General features: G+C 41.4%; 12 protein-coding genes and 2 pseudogenes. 12 read left to right on the top strand and 2 right to left on the bottom strand.

Going from position 1 to position 17415, the window contains the following annotated elements:
* Positions 1-85: 85 nt before the first annotated feature.
* The 7 genes and pseudogenes from FQT24_RS00545 (at position 86) to FQT24_RS00575 (ending at position 11632) form a co-directional block, all read left to right on the top strand.
* Positions 86-649, top strand: coding sequence for a TIGR01440 family protein (locus FQT24_RS00545; protein ID WP_000659517.1), 564 nt, complete (start codon positions 86-88; stop codon positions 647-649).
* A gap of 2 nt (positions 650-651) precedes the next feature.
* Positions 652-6483, top strand: a complete 5832-nt coding sequence (locus FQT24_RS00550; RefSeq protein WP_143951864.1) for a ZmpA/ZmpB/ZmpC family metallo-endopeptidase — start codon at positions 652-654, stop codon at positions 6481-6483.
* A gap of 60 nt (positions 6484-6543) precedes the next feature.
* Positions 6544-8256, top strand: coding sequence for an aminodeoxychorismate synthase component I (gene pabB, locus FQT24_RS00555; RefSeq protein WP_143951865.1), 1713 nt, complete (start codon positions 6544-6546; stop codon positions 8254-8256).
* Positions 8257-8265: 9 nt separating this feature from the next.
* Positions 8266-8883, top strand: a pseudogene (locus FQT24_RS00560) (alpha/beta fold hydrolase).
* A gap of 49 nt (positions 8884-8932) precedes the next feature.
* A pseudogene (locus FQT24_RS00565) lies at positions 8933-9619 on the top strand (excalibur calcium-binding domain-containing protein); the annotation flags it as partial.
* A gap of 117 nt (positions 9620-9736) precedes the next feature.
* Entirely contained in the window at positions 9737-10696 is a 960-nt protein-coding gene (locus FQT24_RS00570) for an ROK family glucokinase (protein WP_033684051.1), read from the top strand.
* A 96-nt stretch (positions 10697-10792) separates the two neighbouring features.
* Positions 10793-11632, top strand: coding sequence for a thymidylate synthase (locus FQT24_RS00575; protein WP_143951867.1), 840 nt, complete (start codon positions 10793-10795; stop codon positions 11630-11632).
* Positions 11633-11682: 50 nt separating this feature from the next.
* Here the strand turns inward: FQT24_RS00575 and FQT24_RS00580 are convergent, their stop codons facing one another.
* Positions 11683-11853 (bottom strand): DUF3042 family protein, encoded by a 171-nt coding sequence (locus tag FQT24_RS00580; protein ID WP_001051780.1) that lies wholly within the window; start codon positions 11851-11853, stop codon positions 11683-11685.
* Between the two features lie 120 nt (positions 11854-11973).
* On the opposite strand from FQT24_RS00580, the gene miaA reads away from it, so the two are divergent.
* Genes miaA through FQT24_RS00605 form a run of 5 tightly spaced genes read left to right on the top strand, consistent with a single transcriptional unit; the run spans position 11974 to position 16425 of the window.
* Positions 11974-12858 carry a tRNA (adenosine(37)-N6)-dimethylallyltransferase MiaA gene (miaA, locus tag FQT24_RS00585; protein WP_143951868.1) on the top strand — a complete coding sequence of 295 codons (885 nt, stop codon included), beginning with the start codon at positions 11974-11976 and terminating at the stop codon, positions 12856-12858.
* On the top strand, positions 12851-14089 hold the full coding sequence (gene hflX, locus FQT24_RS00590; protein ID WP_143951869.1) for a GTPase HflX: 1239 nt from the start codon (positions 12851-12853) through the stop codon (positions 14087-14089). The genes miaA and hflX overlap by 8 nt, the downstream gene beginning before the upstream one ends.
* The gene (locus tag FQT24_RS00595; protein ID WP_143951870.1) at positions 14082-14705 is read left to right on the top strand and encodes a cystathionine beta-lyase; all 624 of its coding nucleotides are present in this window, start codon (positions 14082-14084) and stop codon (positions 14703-14705) included. Before hflX ends, FQT24_RS00595 begins: the two co-directional genes overlap by 8 nt.
* Before the next feature lie 14 nt (positions 14706-14719).
* Positions 14720-15649 (top strand): ribonuclease Z, encoded by a 930-nt coding sequence (rnz, locus tag FQT24_RS00600; protein ID WP_138335584.1) that lies wholly within the window; start codon positions 14720-14722, stop codon positions 15647-15649.
* Between the two features lie 20 nt (positions 15650-15669).
* Positions 15670-16425, top strand: a complete 756-nt coding sequence (locus tag FQT24_RS00605) for an SDR family NAD(P)-dependent oxidoreductase (protein WP_143951871.1) — start codon at positions 15670-15672, stop codon at positions 16423-16425.
* Positions 16426-16478: 53 nt separating this feature from the next.
* Here FQT24_RS00605 and FQT24_RS00610 read toward each other — a convergent pair whose 3' ends face one another.
* A complete protein-coding gene (locus tag FQT24_RS00610; protein ID WP_049501939.1) occupies positions 16479-17387 on the bottom strand; it encodes a LysR family transcriptional regulator in 909 nt (302 codons plus the stop codon).
* Positions 17388-17415 lie beyond the last annotated feature (28 nt).

A 17415-nucleotide genomic window follows, 5' to 3' on the forward strand; every position in this document is an offset into this window, starting at 1 on the left:
TAATTGGGCAAGCTTTCTAGGTTGTCTATCTTGCTAAAACGTAGAAAAAACGATATGATAGATAATGACAAAAGAGGTATCAAGTATGAAGGAAAAAGACATTCAAAGAGAAACAAGCCAGATTGTAAAAGATGTATTAGAAAAGGCCAATTTGAAGCAAGGATCTATCTTTGTTTTGGGCCTTTCTTCTAGTGAAGTGATAGGTGGTCAGATTGGCAAGGAATCCAGCCAAGAAATTGGGGAAATTATCGTGAAGACCATCCTAGATATCCTAGAGGAAAAAGGAATTCATCTAGCTGTTCAAGGTTGTGAACATGTCAATCGGGCCCTCGTCGTTGAACGTCAGGTAGCGGAGCAGTTTGGTCTGGAAATCGTCAGTGTCCTTCCTACCCTTCATGCAGGAGGTTCAGGTCAGTTGGCAGCCTTCAAGTTTATGCAAGATCCAGTTGAGGTTGAATTTATCAAGGCTCATGCTGGATTGGATATCGGAGACACTGCAATTGGCATGCATGTCAAGCATGTTCAGGTTCCGATTCGCCCTCTTTTGAGAGAGATTGGGCATGCCCACGTAACGGCGTTGGCTAGTCGTCCAAAATTAATTGGAGGTGCGCGTGCGCATTATCCACAAGATTCTATTAGAAAGTCGTGAAAATGAGAAAAACAAAACAACAACTAGAAAAGATTACCAAATATTCGATTCGTAAGCTAACTGTTGGGGTAGGTCCTGTAGCCATTGGGGCCTTCCTTTTTGGTGCTGCTACCCTTTCAGTAGATAAGGTTCAAGCCAATGAAGTTGGTGGTGCTCATAGCGTTCATTACCGATATTTGGCGGAGCAGGAATTGACCGAGTCTGAAAAAGCCTTGATTCATCATGAGGTTCCTACAGAATTTCAAGATGAGGATATCCTCTATGTAGTTTATCGCAAGAAGGCAACTCACAGTCAACAACTTCCTTACACGGGAAGTAAGGAAGTCGCTCTAGCTGGTCTTGGCTTGGCAACAGCCTCACTAGCAGTCTTTTTGGTGTCCAAAAAAGGTCGCAAAGAGGTCCTAGGTGTTCTCTTGATTGGTTCTTTAGGAGCTAGCACTTTTGTACCTTATGGAACATTTGCGTTTGAAAATAAAGAATTGCTTTCTTATAATCAAACTATTTCGGCCTCTACACATGAAGGTTTGGCTGAAGGGATTATCCACATTGATGGCTATGAATACATTGGATACTTCAAGGAAGTAGAACTCCATCCATCAAGACCAGCTTCAGCTGAGAAGCCTCAGTTGCCAGTAGAAAAGCAAAGTGCAAATGAAATCGGGAAGACAGAAGTAGTTCAAGAAACACCTACTGTCACACCCGAACCTGTTGTTGAAAAACCTTTGGCACAAACTCCGGTTGCTCCTGCTATTGAAGAAACACCAGTTTCTGAGAAGCCTCAAACTAGACAGGAAGAGAGCTTGGTAGAGATTCCGTTTGAAACAGTCACAAGCCCAGATGCGAATCTAGCAGAAGGACAGACTCGTATCGTCACAGCCGGAGTAAATGGTCAGCGCCGCCTTGTAACCAAAGTATCAATGGTTAATGGTCAAGAAGTTAGAGAAGTTATCGAAGACCAAGTGGTTCAAAATCCTGTGTCGCAAGTCATTGCAGTCGGAACTAAGAAAGAGGTGCAACCTGCTCCAACTCCAGTACCACAAGCTGAACCAAGTCACCAAGTAGCTAAAGGAACTCAAGAGGAAGGTAAAACTGGCCAAGCCTTAACACAACCAGAATTGCCAGAGGCTCCAGTTGAAACAAAAGGAACCCAAGAAGAAGGCAAAGCAGGCCAAGCTCTCACACAGCCAGAATTGCCAGAAGCTCCAATCGAAGTAAAAGGTACACAAGAGGAAGGCAAAGCAGGTCAAGCTCTTGTACAAGAACAGTTACCAGAGTACAAAGTAACTGAGGGAACCCTTGTTGAAACATCGTCTACAGACCTAGACTACAAAACTGAAACGATTGAGGATCCAACCAAGTATACGGACGAAGAAACTGTCGTAAGAAATGGAGAAAAAGGTAGTCAAGTTACTAAAACAACTTATAAAACAGTAGAAGGTGCTAAAACTGACCAAGTTCTTTCAACTAGTACAGAAGTAACCAAGGAACCTGTAAACCAACAGGTAAGTCGTGGGACAAAACCAATTGAAGGAACTCTTGTAGAAGAAAGTCTTGAAAAGATTCCATTTAAGGAAGTTGTTAAAGAAGATGACCAACTGAAAAAAGGCTTAGAAGTTGTAGCTCAAGAAGGAAAAGAAGGCCAGAAAAAAATCACCAAGACCTTTAATACCATTAAGGGAGTTAAAACAGAGGATGCCCCAAAAGTTACAGAGGAAATCCTTGAAGCACCTCAAGACAAAATTTTGAAACGTGGTACCAAGAGCTTTGAAAAACCAGTATTGACCATCACAGCAGTTGAGCCTAAGGATTTGAAACGGACTTCAGATGTTAAGTATAGTCTAGAAAATCCAAGTAAGGCAGCCATTAAATCTATTACCTTAACTCTGAAAAAAGGTGATGAGATTGTCAAAACCTTGAATGTTTCACCAGATGACTTGACAACTACCCTGACAGATTTACAGTACTACAAGGATTATAAACTTGAAACGAAGATGGTTTATGACCGTGGTGAGGGTGATGAGGAAGAAGTTCTGAAGGAAGAACCGCTAAGAATTGACCTCAAAAAAGTTGAAATCAAAAACATCAAAGAAACAAGCTTGATGAGTGTGGACGCTGATGGTAATGAAACAGATACTAGTTTATTGACAGCAGAACCAGCTGATGTTGCTCCACTTTATTTACGAGTGACCACTCATGACAATAAAATAACAAGACTGGCTGTTGATAAGATTGAAGAAGTAGAAAAAGACGGAAAAACTTTATACAAAGTTACTGCCAAAGCACCTGATTTGATTCAACGGAATGCTGATAACACACTTAGCGAAGAGTATGTTCATTACTTTGAAAAACAAAAAACACACGAAGGTGATGTATATTATAGCTTTGACGACCTTGTAAAAGCTATTCAAAAAGACCCGACTGGCACATTTAAGCTTGGTAGCAATATCAATGCTGCTAACGTTAAACCAGCAGGAAAATCTTATGTTACTAATGCTTTCAAAGGAACATTGACAAGCACTGACGGTAATAAATTTACCATTAGCAATATGAACAGACCTTTATTCGGTGATATTGTCGGTGGTACTGTTAAAGATTTACTACTTGAAAATGTAAATATCGACATGCCAGGGACTGATAGGATTGCACCGCTAGCGAATGTTATCAAAAATAATGCGACTGTAGAGAACATTAAAGTAACAGGTAACGTTGTTGGTAATAATGATGTATCTGGTGTTATCAATAAAATTGATGGTAGTGGAAAATTAAGTAACGTTGCATTTATCGGTAAAGTACACGCTGCTGGAAATCGAGGTGGTTACTTAACAGGTATCGTCGGTGAAAACTGGAAAGGTATTGTAGAAAAAGCTTATGTTGATGCTGAAATCACAGGTAACAAAGCTAAAGCTGCCGGAATTGTATATTCATCTCAAAACGGTGGCAACAACAATACTTTAGGTAAAGAAGGTACTCTTCGAAACTCTGTAGCAAAAGGCTCTATTGAACTCAAAGAAGCCGTTATGTCTGGTGGACTGCTAGGGACTAACTGGGCACTAGGGGCTATAGAAGACAACATCACTATGATGAAAGTTAAGACTGGTGAAATGGTCTTTGGTCACTCTGATATTGATGCTGATGATTACTTTACATACTCTAGAACGAAGCGCAACTACAGTGTTGAGGGTGTAAGTGAAGGTAAAACAACTTATACTAATTCTAAAAAAATTCCTAGCATAACTAAAGAAAAAGCTGATGAATTAATTGCTAAAATGGGAATCACTGCTGATAAATTCGAAAGCACACTTCCTGTTGAAGATAAACTGAACAATATTGTAAGTAAAGCTAATCAATACAAAAATATTGATGACTACGATGCTTCTCGTGAGCTTGCTTACCGTAACATCGAAAAACTTCAGCCATTCTATAACAAAGAATGGATTGTCAACCAAGGGAACAAGCTTGCAGAAGGTTCAAACTTGTTAACTAAAGAAGTATTGTCTGTAACTGCAATGAAAGGAAATGACTTTGTCACAGACCTTACAGATGCTGACCATATTATGGTTCACTACGCAGATAAGACAAAAGAAATCTTTACAATTTCACCGAAAGAATCTAAAGTGAAACAAGTGAAAGAATACAGCGTGGCTGAATTGGGTGAAGTCGTTTATACACCAAACATGGTTGTTAAAGATCGTACAGATTTAATCAGCGCTATCGAAAGCAAGTTAAGTCCAGTAGAATTACAATCTGATCCGATTTACCAACACTTGGGTAGAACTGGTGGCAACAAAGTCAATGCAATTAAGGATTTGTACTTAGAAGAAAGCTTCAAGTACGTTAAAGATAATCTTAATAAATTCGTTACGAAGTTAGTTCAAAATGAAGATCACCAGCTTAACACTGATGAAGCTGCGAAACGTGCCTTGATTAAGAAAATCGATGACAATAAGGCCGCAGTCCTTCTTGGTTTGTCTTACCTCAACCGATACTACGGAGTTAAATTCGATGACTTTAATATTAAAGAATTAATGCTATTCAAACCTGACTTCTACGGTAAGAATGTTGGTGTGTTAGACTTCTTGATTAAGGTTGGTTCTAAAGAAAGTAACATTAAAGGTGATAGAACTTTAGAAGCTTATCGCGAAACGATCGGTGGAGTTATCGGTATAGGCGAGTTAAACAGTTTCTTAGACTATAATATGCGTCTATTCACAAGTGATACAGACTTAAATGATTGGTTCATAAAAGCAACTAAAGATAATGTATATGTCGTTGAACCAAAAACAACAACTCCTGAATTTGCTGATAAGAAACACAGAGCATACGAAGGATTAAACAACGATGTTCACGGTAAGATGATTCTGCCACTTCTGAATTTAAAAGATGCACATATGTTCTTAATCTCAACATATAACACTATGGCTTACAGTTCATTTGAAAAATACGGTAAGAATACTGCGGAAGAACGCGAAGCATTCAAAGCTGAAATCAATAAAGTTGCTAAAGGTCAACAAAATTACCTAGACTTCTGGTCTCGCTTATCATTAGATAAAGTTCGTAATCAACTGCTTAAGAGCAACAACATGGTACCTACACCAGTACTAGATAACCAAAATTACAAGGGAATCAGCACAGATAAATACGGGCACACTGCTAGTGGTAAAGACGTAGCACCTATCCGTGAATTATACGGACCAACAGGTCGTTATCATGCTACTGACTGGCGTATGGGAGCTGTAGCTCGTATTTATGGTAATCCTTATAAGGATGATTCAGTCTTCTTTATGGTTACTGATATGATTAGTGACTTTGGTATCTCAGCCTTCACTCACGAAACGACTCACGTAAATGACCGTATGGTTTATTTAGGTGGTTCAAGACACCGTGAAGGTACTGACCTAGAAGCGTTCGCACAAGGTATGTTGCAATCGCCTGCTGAAACAAGTCCAAACGGTGACTTTAAAGCACTAGGACTGAACATGGCATACGAACGTCCAAACGATGGAAACCAATGGTATAACACAAATCCAAATGACCTTACTTCTCGCGCTGAAATCGATCATTACATGAAAGGTTTCAATGATACGCTTATGCTTCTTGATTACCTTGAAGGAGAAGCTGTAATTGATAAAGGCAGTAAAGAACTAAACAACGCTTGGTTCAAGAAAGTAGATAAGAAACTTCGTGGAGCTAATACGAAGAACCAATACGACAACGTTAGAGATTTAAATGCAGAAGAAAAAGAATATAATTTAACATCTGTTAACGACTTAGTAGAGAAAAACTTCATGACTAAGCACGGTCCTGGCAATGGTCAGTATGACCCAACTGGATTTGGCTCTGCCTATGTAACTGTACCAATTACCGCTGGTATCTACGGAGGTAACACAAGTGAAGGAGCTCCAGGAGCAATGTCATTCAAACATAACACCTTCCGTATGTGGGGTTACTTTGGATATGAAAAAGGCTTCCTAAATTATGCTTCTAACATGCTGAAAAATGAGTCTAAACAAGCAGGTCATGCTACTCTAGGAGATGACTTCATCATTAAGAAAGTTTCTGATGGTAAATTTAATACTCTAGAAGATTGGAAGAAAGAATACTTCAAAGAAGTTGTTGATAAAGCGAAAGCAGGATTTAACCCAGTTACAATTGACGGCACTACATATAGTAGTTACGATGACTTGAAGAATGCATTTGCTGCAGCTGTTGATAAAGATAAAGCTACTCTTAAAAATGGCTCAGTTAAATTTGATAATACCGTATCACTTAAAGAGAAAATCTTCAAGAAACTTCTTCAACAAACAAATAGCTTTAAAACTTCAATCTTTAAATAATCGAAATCTCTCATCTGCTTTGCGGATGAGGGTTTTCTTATTTTGTGCTATACTTAAGATATGCATAGAAAAACAGTGATTGATTTTGGGGCTTTGGGGGAGAGATACACCTTTACCCAGCCCATTAAAGAGTTGAAAACGAGAAATGTAGCAGAAGTGGCAGATTTGCTGGCACAAGTGGAAAGCTATCAAGAGCAAGGCTACTATGTGGTGGGCTATGTCAGCTACGAGGCTGCACCTGCTTTTGAGGAGAAATTAGCAGTTCATAAAGCTCCTTTACTGGGAGAGTACCTGCTATATTTTACAGTTCATGACAGCGTAGAAACATCCCCTATTCCTCTGACTTATGATGAGGTTGATTTGCCTACAAACTGGCAGGAAGTGACGTCTGCAACAGACTATGAAAAGGCTATTGCCCAGATTCACCATCATTTGCGACAGGGAGACACTTATCAGGTCAACTACACTGTCCAACTCAAGCAAGACTTAAGCGCTAATCCTTTTGCCATCTACAATCGTATGGTGATAGAGCAGGAGGCGGGTTACAATGCTTATGTTGAACATGACGAGATGGCAGTGATTTCCATGAGCCCAGAGCTCTTTTTTGAGCAAAATGGCCGCGAGTTGACAACGCGACCAATGAAGGGAACGACTCAGCGTGGCATGACCGACCAAGAAGACTTGGAGCAGGCCAGTTGGTTGGAACAGGATCCCAAAAATCGCTCTGAAAATATGATGATTGTGGACCTCTTGCGCAACGACATGAACCGTATTTCTGAAGTGGGCAGTGAGCATGTAGAGCGTCTGTGTCAAGTGGAGCAGTATTCGACTGTTTGGCAGATGACTTCAACCATCAAGAGTCAATTACGACCGGATGTTGATCTAGTAGAAATCTTCCGTTCGCTCTTTCCATGTGGCTCCATAACGGGAGCACCGAAAATTGCAACTATGGAAATCATTGAGAACTTGGAGCCACAACCGCGTGGAGTCTACTGTGGAACCATTGGTCTCTTGCTTCCAAATGGGCGCCGGATTTTCAATGTTGCTATCCGAACTATTCAACTGCATCAAGGGAAAGCCATCTATGGAGTTGGCGGAGGCATTACATGGGATAGCACTTGGGAGTCTGAATACCGCGAGGTTCATCAAAAGGCAGCAGTTCTCTATCGTAAACAAGCTCGCTTCCAATTAATTACAACTGGAAAAATCAGCCAGAAGAACTTGTTGTTTGAAGATCAGCATTTGGAAAGATTGAGAACAGCTAGTCGGTATTTTGCTTTTCCTTTTGATTTAGAAAACTTGAAACAAAAGATAGAGGAAGAGTATCAGGCTTGTGATGATAATCAAGATTACCGTTTGCGAATTAGCCTTAGCAAATCTGGAGAGATAGCAGTTGATTGTCAAGCATTGGAACCTCTCAGTTCGTCCTTTTGCCAAGCAAAACTTTGCCTGCAGGAAGCGGATTTGAATCAATCATTTACCTATTTTAAAACCACTCACCGACCTCATTTGAGCCTAGGGGAACAAGAGAAGATTTACCATAATGTAAGAGGAGAATTGCTTGAAACCTCTATCGGAAATTTGGTTCTGAAAATCGATGGGAAACTATACACACCGCCTATCCGACTTGGAATCTTGCCAGGAATTTACCGTCAGCATTTGCTGGAAACAGGAGAGGTAGAAGAGAAAGTCTTGACCTTGGCAGATTTAACCCAAGCAGAAGCTATTTACGGCTGTAATGCAGTGAGAGGCTTGTATGCGTTAAGCCTTTAGGAGAACTAGATGAAACTGATATTTTTACACGGGTTAGGGCAGTCAGCAGAGAGTTGGAAAGAAGTTCGGAATCTACTGACAGATTATCCTTCTGAGGCTATTTAGTTATTTCCTTCTGGAGTTAGCAACTATCAACAAGCTAAAGAGCGAGTTTATCAGCATCTAGCTCAAGAGACAGAACCTTTTATTTTGGTTGGATTATCCTTAGGTGCTGCTCTGGCACTAGAACTTTCCAGTTACGATTTACCAAATTTCCGAGCTTTGGTTCTATCAGGATGCCCACTTAAATTGTCCGGTAATATCCTTTTTTACATTCAGTTGCTGATTTTTAAACTACTTCCCAAAAGGGTATTTGAAAAACAGGGAGCAGACAAAGCTCTTATGGTCGGAATTTCTGAGGAATTGAAGACATTTGATTTAACTGATATATCAAGAACTTGTTCTTATCCAACCTTACTAATTTGTGGCAGCAAAGATAAACCGAATCTCAGTTCAATGAAAACTATTCAAGAACTGATGCCAAATTCTCAGTTTCAGATTATCCCTGACGGCCCTCATATTCTGAATAGAGCTAAACCAAAAGAGTTTGCAGAAATAACCAGAAGTTTCCTTGAATTGCTGAAATAAGTTTGATAAAATAATAGTGAAATCGATAACATCGTTATAGGAGAACGAAATGAATAAACGTCTATTTTTAAAAATGAGTCTGGCTACCTTGCCAGTCTTAGCCTTGTTTTCACAACCTGTGTTAGCAGAAGAAAACATTCATTTTTCTAGTTGTAAAGAAGCTTGGGCGAATGGATACGCAGATATTCACGAGGGAGAACCTGGTTATTCTGCCAAGTTAGACCGCGATCATGATGGTGTGGCTTGCGAATTGAAAAATGCTCCTAAGGGTGCTTTTAAAGCAAAACAAGCGGCTACAACTCAAACCGATACAACTTCATCCACAGCAAGTGGTTGGGTTAAGCAGGACGGCGCTTGGTATTATTTTGATGGAAATGGAAATCCAGCGAAAAATGCATGGCAGGGAAGCTATTACCTGAAAGCTGATGGTAAAATGGCACAGAGTGAATGGATTTATGACTCTTCTTATCAAGCTTGGTATTATTTGAAATCAGATGGTTCTTACGCAAAAAATGCATGGCAAGGAGCTTATTACCTTAAATCAAACGGTAAAATGGCACAAGGTGAGTGGGTTTATGACTCTTCTTATCAAGCCTGGTATTACTTGAAATCAGATGGTTCTTATGCTCGCAATGCATGGCAAGGAAACTACTATTTGAAATCAGATGGTAAAATGGCTAAAAATGAGCGAGTTGATGGAGGCCGCTACTATGTAGATGCTTCAGGTCTATGGAAACCATAAGTAAGGATAAAATCTAGAAAGTTAATGCAAACCTTTGCATAAATGAGTGAATTTTGTTATACTAGTACTGTAAGCATTTTCAATTAATTCATAATTAAAAAGGAGAATATGATGAGTCAAAAGATTATTGGGATTGACCTTGGTGGAACTTCTATCAAATTTGCAATCTTAACAACAGCAGGAGAAATCCAAGAAAAATGGTCTATCAAGACTAATATTTTGGATGAGGGAAGTCATATCGTAGATGATATGATTGAGTCTATTCAACATCGTTTGGACTTGCTTGGATTAGCAGCAGCAGACTTCCAAGGTATTGGAATGGGTTCACCAGGTGTGGTTGATCGTGAAAAAGGAACTGTTATTGGTGCCTACAACTTGAACTGGAAAACTCTTCAACCAATTAAAGAAAAAATTGAAAAAGCCTTGGGCATTCCATTCTTCATCGATAATGATGCCAACGTAGCGGCTCTTGGTGAACGTTGGATGGGGGCTGGTGATAACCAACCAGATGTTGTCTTTATGACACTTGGTACAGGTGTTGGTGGTGGTATCGTCGCAGAAGGAAAATTGCTTCACGGTGTTGCTGGTGCAGCAGGTGAGCTTGGCCACATCACTGTTGATTTTGACCAACCAATCGCATGTACTTGTGGTAAAAAAGGATGTCTTGAGACAGTGGCTTCTGCAACAGGAATTGTCAACTTGACTCGTCGCTATGCGGATGAATACGAAGGCGATGCAGCTTTGAAACGCTTGATTGATAATGGAGAAGAAGTAACCGCTAAGACAGTCTTTGACCTCGCAAAAGAAGGAGATGACCTTGCTTTGATCGTTTACCGTAACTTCTCACGTTACTTAGGAATCGCTTGTGCTAACATTGGCTCAATCCTAAACCCATCAACAATCGTCATCGGTGGCGGTGTGTCAGCTGCAGGAGAATTCCTTCTACAAGGTGTTCAAAAAGTCTATGATGAAAATAGTTTCCCACAAGTACGCACATCCACTAAATTGGCTCTTGCAACTCTAGGAAATGATGCTGGGGTTATCGGAGCAGCATCACTTGTTTTACAATAAGATAGAAAAAGGGGAAAAATGCTAACCTAGAGTTAGTAATGTTCCTCTTTTCTTTTTTATGCTATACTAGTTAGGAAATAAATGAGGTGAGAGTAAATGACAAAAGCAGATACGATTTTTAAAGAGAATATTGAACGAATCCTCAAAGACGGTGTCTTTTCTGAGCAGGCCCGTCCCAAGTACAAGGATGGGACAGTTGCCAACTCCAAATACGTAACGGGTGCCTTTGCAGAGTATGACTTGGCAAAAGGGGAATTTCCTATCACAACCTTGCGTCCCATTGCCATCAAATCCGCCATCAAGGAAGTGCTCTGGATTTACCAAGATCAGTCTAATAGCTTAGAAGTGCTGAATAGCAAGTACAATGTTCACTACTGGAATGACTGGGAAGTGGGAGATACGGGAACTATTGGTGAGCGTTACGGGGCGGTCGTTAAGAAACACGACATCATCAATAAGCTTCTCAAGCAGTTGGAAGCCAACCCTTGGAACCGCCGCAATATCATTTCTCTCTGGGATTACCAAGCTTTCGAAGAAACAGACGGGTTGCTTCCATGCGCCTTTCAGACCATGTTTGATGTCCGCCGTGTAGATGGAGAAATCTATCTGGATGCGACCTTGACTCAGCGTTCGAATGATATGTTGGTGGCCCACCACATCAATGCTATGCAGTATGTGGCTCTTCAAATGATGATTGCCAAGCATTTTGGATGGAAGGTTGGGAAGTTCTTTTACTTCATCAACAACCTCCATATCTATGACAATCAATTTGAACAAGCTCAGGAATTGCTTCGTCGTGAACCGTCTGACTGCCAACCACGCTTGGTTTTGAATGTTCCTGATGGGACTAATTTCTTTGATATCAAAGCAGAAGATTTTGAGTTGGTGGATTATGACCCTGTCAAGCCGCAGTTGAAGTTTGACCTAGCTATTTAAAAGAATAGAAAAAAGAAGTTGAGACAATAAATCCCAACTTCTTTTATTTCTTAACGTGATACGCGGCGACGAGCTGCTTTTTTACGGTTTTCTTCGATGAAAGCTGCTTTTTGCTCTTCTGGTTCAATCACTTTCTTTTTAAATGCGTATACTGCACCTGCGACTGCAGCGACAGTTCCTGCGACACCTGTTACAAGACCTTTAGCGAATCCTTTAGCCATGAGTCTTCCTCCTTTATCTTATTAATCAGCCAGCCCCTTCAAGAGGTCACATTTTTCTGACTGACCTTTTTGTGTTATAATAATAGTAACGAAAAAATGGGAATTTTTCAAGGAAAAAAGATGAAAACAAAAATAATTGTGATTGTTGGACCGACTGCAGTTGGAAAGACGGCTCTAGCCATTGAAGTAGCCAAGCGTTTTAATGGCGAAGTGGTTAGTGGTGATAGTCAGCAAGTCTATCGAGGTCTGGATATTGGGACGGCCAAGGCTAGCCCAGAGGAGCAGGCAGCTGTTCCCCATCATTTGATTGATGTTAGAGAGGTAACCGAGTCTTACTCGGCTTTTGATTTTGTTTCAGAAGCTAAGATGGCTATTGGAGATATTCACAGCCGTGGCAAGCTTGCCATTATTGCTGGTGGGACTGGACTTTATATCCAGAGCTTGCTAGAAGGTTACCACCTGGGTGGGGAGACTCCCCATGAGGAGATTCTGGCCTATCGGGCTAGTTTGGAGCCTTATACAGATGAGGAATTAGCTCATCTTGTGGCGCAAGCAGGCTTTGAGATTCCCCAGTTTAATCGTCGTCGTGCTATGCGTGCATTGGAAATTGCCCATTTTGGTCAGGATTTGGAAAATCAAGAGAGTCTATATGAACCACTGATTATCTGCTTGGATGATGAGCGCAGTCAATTATATGAACGTATCAATCACCGAGTGGACCTGATGTTTGAAGCTGGACTTCTAGACGAAGCCAAGTGGTTGTTTGACCATTATCCAGATGTGCAGGCTGCTAAAGGAATTGGCTATAAGGAACTCTTTCCTTACTTCCGTGGAGAGCAGACCTTGGAGGAAGCCAGTGAGAGTCTCAAACAGGCGACTCGTCGTTTTGCCAAGCGTCAGCTAACTTGGTTCCGTAATCGCATGCAGGTCACCTTTTATCAGATTGGAGAGTCTGGTGTGCAAGACCGCATTTTAAGCCAGATAGAGGAGTTTTTAGATGATTGATACGGAGAAAAAAGAGGAGCGAGTCCTGCTCATAGGTGTAGAATTGCAGGGCATGGACAATTTTGACCTCTCTATGGAAGAATTGGCCAGTCTAGCTAAGACAGCTGGGGCAGTCGTTGTAGATAGCTACAGACAAAAACGTGAAAAATATGATTCTAAGACCTTCGTCGGCTCTGGTAAGTTGGAAGAAATTGCGCTTATGGTGGATGCAGAAGAAATTACCACTGTCATCGTCAACAACCGTCTGACCCCAAGGCAAAATGTCAATCTAGAGGAAGTTCTGGGTGTTAAGGTCATTGACCGTATGCAGTTGATTTTGGATATCTTTGCCATGCGGGCTCGAAGCCATGAAGGGAAGCTCCAAGTTCACCTAGCCCAGCTCAAATACCTCTTGCCTCGCTTGGTTGGTCAGGGAATTATGCTCAGCCGTCAGGCAGGGGGAATTGGTTCCCGTGGTCCTGGTGAAAGCCAGTTGGAGCTGAACCGTCGTAGCGTTCGCAATCAAATCACAGATATCGAACGCCAACTTAAGATCGTCGAGAAAAATCGGGCGACTGTCAGAGAAAAACGTTTGGAGTCAAGCACTTTTAAGATTGGTTTGATTAGTTACACTAATGCTGGGAAATCAACCATCATGAATACCTTGACCAGTAAGACCCAGTATGAGGCTGACGAGCTATTTGCGACTCTAGATGCGACGACTAAGAGTATCCATCTAGGGGGTAATCTTCAAGTAACTTTGACAGATACAGTGGGCTTTATCCAAGATTTGCCGACAGAGTTGGTGTCCAGTTTCAAATCAACCTTGGAAGAAAGCAAGCATGTGGATCTTCTGGTTCATGTTATCGATGCCAGCAATCCTTACCACGAGGAACATGAAAAAACAGTTCTTTCCATCATGAAAGACTTAGATATGGAAGATATTCCTCGTCTGACACTTTATAATAAAGCGGATTTGGTGGAGGATTTTACTCCTACCCAAACCCCTTATGCTCTTATTTCAGCTAAGGCTGAGGATAGTCGTGAGAACTTGCAGGCACTATTTTTAGAGAAAATCAAGGATATTTTTGAATCTTTTACCCTGCGAGTGCCTTTTTCTAAGTCCTACAAGATTCACGATTTAGAAAGTGTTGCGATTCTGGAAGAACGCGATTATCAGGAGGACGGCGAAGTGATTACAGGCTACATTTCTGAGAAAAACAAATGGAGGTTAGAGGAATTTTATGACTGATATTAAAACCTTGGCTCTAAAATATGGGGGCTATACAAGTCTGGATAAGGTCTATCTGGCTCAACTTCTAGCTGGTAGAACAGAGCAGGAGCAGTTGGCACTGATCACTCCTCCGCCCAGCGTGGTCAATGCTTACTTTGCAGAACTCTACCAAAAAAAGAGTCCTGAAGCAGCGACGGATTATTTTGCGGAACTCAGTCAGGAACTGAATCTTTACAACGTTGAGCCAAGTTTCACCATAGAAAACAAGCCTTTTATTCGTCTTAACCTATCTGGCAAATCCTTTGGTTTTTGTTATGAGAGTGAGGGACTGGGTCGAATTTTCTCTGAGAATGAAGAGAAGATTTCGGATGACTTGCTTTTTGAAATTGCACAAATTTTCCCCCATCAACTAGTCTTTGAGGAGTCTCGCAAGATTTACATGAAGGCTGTTGGAGATGAGGAAGTTGTTAGCATGGAGAGTCTCACAGCTTTAACTGATTTAGAAAGCTTGGCTGATGGTCGCAAACGTCTAAAAGGTTATAGTCAAGAGGATTTACTGCAAGAAGCTGCTTCTTTTTCTGGCAAACGCTATTTCCGATCGGAAAACCGCACAGCCATGTTATATATTGATTAATTAGAAAGTATCGAATGGATATTCAATTTTTAGGAACGGGGGCTGGTCAGCCCTCTAAAGCCCGCAACGTTTCAAGTCTCGCCCTGAAACTCTTGGACGAGATTAACGAAGTTTGGCTCTTTGACTGTGGAGAAGGTACGCAAAATCGCATTCTGGAAACCACAATTCGACCACGTAAGGTCAGCAAAATCTTTATTACCCACCTGCATGGAGACCACATTTTTGGCTTACCAGGTTTCCTTTCTAGCCGTGCCTTTCAGGCCAATGAAGAGCAGACAGATTTGGAAATCTATGGACCTCAAGGAATCAAGTCATTTGTCTTAACCAGCCTTCGTGTGTCAGGTTCTCGTCTGCCCTACCGCATTCATTTCCATGAGTTTGACCAAGATTCTTTAGGGAAAATCCTTGAAACCGATAAATTCACGGTGTATGCAGAGGAGCTGGACCACACTATTTTCTGTGTTGGTTATCGTGTCATGCAAAAGGACCTAGAAGGTACCTTGGATGCAGAAAAACTCAAGGCAGCTGGTGTCCCATTTGGCCCACTTTTTGGGAAAATCAAAAACGGCCAGGATGTTGTTTTGGAAGACGGAACTGAAATCAAGGCAGCAGACTATATCTCAGCGCCACGTCCTGGTAAGATTATTACTATTTTAGGAGACACTCGAAAAACGGATGCCAGTGTGCGTCTGGCTGTCAATGCCGATGTCCTAGTCCATGAATCGACTTATGGCAAGGGTGATGAAAAAATTGCTCGTAACCATGGCCACTCTACTAACATGCAAGCTGCACAAGTAGCGGTAGAAGCAGGTGCCAAACGACTATTGCTCAATCATATCAGTGCCCGTTTCCTCTCAAAAGATATCAGCAAGCTTAAAAAAGACGCTGCTAGTGTCTTTGAAAATGTCCATGTGGTCAAAGACTTGGAAGAAGTGGAAATCTAAAAGCTTGAGAAAGGATAAGTATGCCTACTATTCTCATTACCGGAGCTAGCGGTGGCCTAGCCCAAGAAATGGTCAAACTCTTGCAAAATGACCAACTCATCTTGCTTGGAAGAAAGAAGGAAAAATTAGCCCAACTCTACGGAAATCATCCCCGTGCAGAATTGATGGAAATCGATATTACCGATGACTCAGCCTTAGAATCTCTGGTAACTGACCTCTATCTCCGTTATGGCAAGATTGATATTTTGATAAACAACGCTGGTTACGGAATTTTTGAGGAATTTGACCAGATTTCCGATCAAGATATTCATCAGATGTTCGAGGTCAATACCTTTGCCCTAATGAATCTGTCTCGTCGCCTTGCGGCTCGAATGAAGGAAAGCCGAAAAGGCCATATCATCAATATCGTCAGCATGGCAGGTTTGATCGCTACTGGCAAGTCTAGTCTCTACTCAGCGACCAAGTTTGCGGCCATTGGTTTTTCAAATGCTCTGCGCCTCGAACTCATGCCCTATGGAGTCTATGTGACAACAGTCAATCCAGGACCAATCCGAACAGGATTTTTTGACCAGGCCGATCCAGATGGAACCTATCTCAAGTCTGTTGACCGTTTCCTGCTAGAACCAGATGCAGTGGCTAAAAAGATTGTCAAGATTATAGGAAAAAATAAACGGGAACTCAATCTCCCAGTTTTGTTGAACCTAGCTCATAAGTTTTATACCCTCTTTCCAAAGCTAGCTGATAAGCTGGCAGGGGAGACTTTTAATTATAAGTAAAAAGAACCAATATGCAGGTTGTTGCTAGCCTACATATTGGTTCTTATTTTTTCTCAACTATCAAACTGGACTTCTTCTAGTAGATAGTCGATAAAGCGTTCGCCCATCTTAGATAGGCTGGTTTTTTCATGCTGGATATAGACCAGCTCAATGGGGTCATCAATATCCAATGGGATAGAAACGATATTGTCTCCGTTGAGGTTACTGTTCAAAATCCCTGTCGCAATGGTATATCCATCCAGACCAATCAAGAGATTAAAGAGGGTGGCACGGTCACTGACTACGATAGATTTCTTGTGGTGTTCTTGAGAAAGAATCTCTTCTGAAAAGTAGAAGGAGTTGTGCGTCCCTTGGTCATAGCTGAGGTAAGGGAAGTTTTCCAAATCAGATAGTTTGACCTTGTCTTTTTTTGCCAGAGGGTTGGTCTTGCTGACAAAGATATGCGGTTGCGCTGTGAAGAGATGGTGAGCCAGCAGGTGGTTGTCATCCAGCATTTTCGTTAAAACATCACGGTTGTAGCTGTTAAAAAATAGGACACCGACCTCACTACGGAAGTTCTTGACGTCGTCGATAATCTCCCAAGTACGAGTTTCACGAAGGAAGAGCTCGTATTTCTCCATATCGCTTTTCTTGAGCAAAGAGACAAAGGCATTGACCACAAAGGCATAGTGTTGAGACGAAACGCTAAAGAGTTCGCGGTGGGCGACAGGATTTTTATAGCGTTCCTCCAGAAGCTGGGTTTGCTCGACAACCTGACGGGCATAAGAGAGGAACTCCATCCCATCACGGGTCAAGGTAATGCCCTTGGGATTGCGGATAAAGATTTCAATGCCCATTTCATTTTCCAAATCTCTCACAGCATTGGAAAGACTAGGTTGGGTGATAAAGAGTTGCTTGGCTGCCTCATTCATGGAGCCAGTTTCGACGATTTTGATAATATAGTGTAATTGTTGAATTCTCATGTTTTTATTGTACCACACTTGCGTCAGA

The sequence above is a fragment of the Streptococcus mitis genome, assembly GCF_901542415.1.
In the GTDB taxonomy this organism is placed as follows: Bacteria; Bacillota; Bacilli; order Lactobacillales; family Streptococcaceae; genus Streptococcus; species Streptococcus mitis_BL.

Bases quoted from the DNA above. Each gene is read 5' to 3' on its own strand.
- FQT24_RS00545 (WP_000659517.1), top strand. From the start codon at position 86: ATGAAGGAAAAAGACATTCAAAGAGAAACAAGCCAGATTGTAAAAGAT.
- FQT24_RS00550 (WP_143951864.1), top strand. From the start codon at position 652: ATGAGAAAAACAAAACAACAACTAGAAAAGATTACCAAATATTCGATT.
- pabB (WP_143951865.1), top strand. From the start codon at position 6,544: ATGCATAGAAAAACAGTGATTGATTTTGGGGCTTTGGGGGAGAGATAC.
- FQT24_RS00570 (WP_033684051.1), top strand. From the start codon at position 9,737: ATGAGTCAAAAGATTATTGGGATTGACCTTGGTGGAACTTCTATCAAA.
- FQT24_RS00575 (WP_143951867.1), top strand. From the start codon at position 10,793: ATGACAAAAGCAGATACGATTTTTAAAGAGAATATTGAACGAATCCTC.
- FQT24_RS00580 (WP_001051780.1), bottom strand. From the start codon at position 11,853: ATGGCTAAAGGATTCGCTAAAGGTCTTGTAACAGGTGTCGCAGGAACT.
- miaA (WP_143951868.1), top strand. From the start codon at position 11,974: ATGAAAACAAAAATAATTGTGATTGTTGGACCGACTGCAGTTGGAAAG.
- hflX (WP_143951869.1), top strand. From the start codon at position 12,851: ATGATTGATACGGAGAAAAAAGAGGAGCGAGTCCTGCTCATAGGTGTA.
- FQT24_RS00595 (WP_143951870.1), top strand. From the start codon at position 14,082: ATGACTGATATTAAAACCTTGGCTCTAAAATATGGGGGCTATACAAGT.
- rnz (WP_138335584.1), top strand. From the start codon at position 14,720: ATGGATATTCAATTTTTAGGAACGGGGGCTGGTCAGCCCTCTAAAGCC.
- FQT24_RS00605 (WP_143951871.1), top strand. From the start codon at position 15,670: ATGCCTACTATTCTCATTACCGGAGCTAGCGGTGGCCTAGCCCAAGAA.
- FQT24_RS00610 (WP_049501939.1), bottom strand. From the start codon at position 17,387: ATGAGAATTCAACAATTACACTATATTATCAAAATCGTCGAAACTGGC.